We start from the raw sequence: 2,985 nt of genomic DNA on the forward strand, positions 1-2,985 counted from the left end.
GCCTACAAGCCCACGCCCAAGGAAAACAAATACCACTTCATGCGGCAGGTGGAAACGCTGACCGGGCTGGATTTCAGCCGCAAGCATTTCAAACTGGTGGCTTGACCCACCTGACGGCTTCAGGAACCCGCGATCTTTGCCGCCACAGCTGAAAGGTACAGCGCCTCCTGCTGCAGCGCGATTTCACGCCACTGGTAGTGTGCGGCAAAGGCCACGGCGCCGTCCGCCAGCGTTTCCCGCAACGTCGCCTGGGCAAGCAAATCGCCCAACGCCCGCGTCAGTTCACCCGCATCCCGGGGATCGTCCAGCATCAAGGCATTCACACCCTGGCTCAGCAGGCCGGAAATACCGCAGTAATTCGGCCCGCTGACCACCACCGGCAGGCCGTGGGCCATGGCCTCCAGCACCACCATCGCAAAAGTGTCCTCGAAGGTGGGGTGCACCAGGATATCGGCGGCCTCGTAGGCCGGGCTGACGTCCTTGAGCGCACCCAGGAAAAACACCCGTGCACCGAGTTTGAGTGTTCCGGCAAGTGCGCGGAATTCGGCAATATGCGCAGGGTTACCCACCACCGCCAGCACCACATCGGCTGGCAGCCGCGTCATGGCTTGCAGCAAGGCCTCCAGGCCCTTCTTGCGGTAATCGTTGCCCACAAACAGCAGGCAGGTGCCCTCTGCCGGCAACCCCAGTAGCGCCCTCGCCTGGCGTTTGCGATCAGCGTTCATCGAGCTGGGCAGCGTGATCCCCGGCGTGATCACTGAAATCGCGGCGCTGTTGTCCGGGTAAGCAGCCGCCATGATGGGCCGCAGGCTTTCGGACGTCACCACCACTTGCCGGCCCGGGCGCGGGATATAGCGCGCGCGCTCCAGTGCCAGGTAAGCCAGCAGGCGCGGGCTGGTCACGACCTTGATCCAGCGCAAGAAGCGGCGAAGGCCGCGGCGTCCCCGGAACAGGCTGTGTTTGACCGGCATCACGTGCACCGTCTGCACCTCGCCGTGCCAGGTGTTTTCATGCGAGTGCACCACGTCGAAGCCGTGCCGTGTCGCCCACCAGGTGGCCGTGGCAAACCACAGCTGATTCACCCAGCGCGGCTTGCGCAGCGGGGAAGAGACCTTGTGGTAAGTCACACCGGGCCACTTGTGGTCGATGTCCTGCGCGAACACATGCATCTCGTGCCGGGCCGAGAGCTGCTCGACGAGGGCGATGGAATAGCGCTCTGCGCCGCCGCCGGTGGGCGAGAAGGTTCGGTTGAAGACGGCGACGCGCAGTTTCCTGGAGGAAGAATCAGGCGGGCTCATTTTTTCCGGCGGTCCTCGTAGGCCGTGGCGATCTTGAGCCAGAACACCGGCAAGGTGGTCGAGCGCAGCACCGGCACCCGCGGCAGCTGCAGCAGGTTCATGCCAGCATGGCAGCGGCTGCGCTGCGTGGTGGTGGCGGTGGCAAACCCCAGCTCCCGAACCAGCTCGACGTGCCTGGCCTCGTAGTGGCCGTAGGGATAGCAGAAATGCTCGACCGGCTGGGCCAAGACGGCCTCCAGCCCGGTCTTTCCCAGCACCATCTCCTCGCGGCAGCCCGGCTCGTCGGTTTCCATTAGATTGACATGGCTGTGGGTGTGCGAGCCTATCTCCTGCCCGCCCGCCACCCATTGGCGGATCTCGGCCTCGTCCATCAGCGGGGTCTGCGGGATGCCTATGCCCCCGTCCCAGATATTGGTTTTCCCGAGCAGACCGCTGACTGCATAACAGGTCGACGAAAAGCCCTGCTTCACCAGCACCGRCAGGGCTTGGGTCAGGTTGTTGCGGTAACCGTCGTCAAATGTGATGCCAACCACCTTGCCGCTACGCTCGCCGCGCAGGTAAGGCAGCAGGCCGCTCATCGAAACGCCCGTGTAGCCCAGTCGCTTGAGCCAGGCCATTTGCCGCGCGAAAGCCGCGGGTGCCACATAGAGCCCGCGAAACGGACTGCTGCCCTTGGGCGGAGCCTCGGCAATCTGGTGGTAGACCAGGATGGGAATGGGTTGGCGGTTCTGGCTGAACATTGAAAGAGGCATGAAGGTCACAGCAGCACGATGTCGTATTGTTCCTGAGCCATCGCCGCTTCCGCCTGCAGGGAAATGGGTTTACCGATGAAGTCGCTCAGGCTGGCCAGGTGCTGGCTTTCTTCGTCGAGGAAAAGTTCAATCACCTTGGGCGAAGCCACCACCCTGAATTCGCGCGGGTTGAACTGCCGCGCTTCGCGCAGGATTTCGCGCAGGATGTCGTAGGTCACGCTCCGCGCCGTTTTAACCACGCCTTTGCCCATGCAAGCGGCGCAGGGCTCACAAAGCTGATGGGCCAGCGATTCGCGGGTGCGCTTGCGCGTCATCTCCAGCAGGCCCAGCGCAGAAAAACCGTTGACACTGGTCTTGATACGGTCTCGTGAAAGCTGTTTTTGAAATTCGGTCAGCACCGCATCTCGGTGGTTTTCCTTGATCATGTCGATGAAATCAACGATCACAATGCCGCCAAGATTGCGCAGGCGCAGCTGTCGGGCAATCGCCTGCGATGCCTCCAGGTTGGTCTTGAAAATCGTGTCGTCGAAGTTGCGGGCGCCGACAAATCCGCCGGTATTGACATCGACGGTTGTCAGCGCTTCCGTCTGGTCGATGATCAGGTAACCGCCTGACTTGAGATCGACCCGCCGGCCCAGTGCTTTGGCAATTTCCTCGTCAATGTTGAACAAGTCAAAAATAGGACGTTCGCCGCCGTAGTGCTGCAGCTTCGGTTCGGTTGCCGGCATGAACTCCACAGCAAACGCCTTCAGCTTTTCAAACTGCTCACGTGAATCAATGCGGATGGTCTGCGTTTCCTCTACCACCAGGTCGCGCAGCACGCGTTGCAGCAGATTAAGGTCCTGGTGCAGCACGGAAGCGGGGGGTAAACGCACAGACGCATCCTTGATCCGTCCCCAGGTCTTGCGCAGGTAGGTGATGTCCTCTGCCAGTTC

At 61.8% G+C, this 2,985-nt stretch carries 3 protein-coding genes; all 3 read right to left on the reverse strand.

Annotation, left to right across the window (positions count from 1 at the left end):
• Positions 1-119: 119 nt before the first annotated feature.
• Entirely contained in the window at positions 120-1,298 is a 1,179-nt protein-coding gene (locus AC1DWI_RS18270) for a glycosyltransferase family 4 protein (protein ID WP_477669490.1), read from the reverse strand.
• Positions 1,295-2,050, reverse strand: coding sequence for a polysaccharide deacetylase family protein (locus AC1DWI_RS18275; RefSeq protein WP_477725383.1), 756 nt, complete (start codon positions 2,048-2,050; stop codon positions 1,295-1,297). The genes AC1DWI_RS18270 and AC1DWI_RS18275 overlap by 4 nt, the downstream gene beginning before the upstream one ends.
• 5 nt (positions 2,051-2,055) lie before the next feature.
• Positions 2,056-2,985, reverse strand: a 930-nt coding sequence (locus AC1DWI_RS18280; RefSeq protein WP_477725384.1) for a ribonuclease E/G, incomplete at its 5' end; no start/stop codon positions are given.

The organism is Polaromonas sp. P3_C2, from assembly GCF_056402675.1.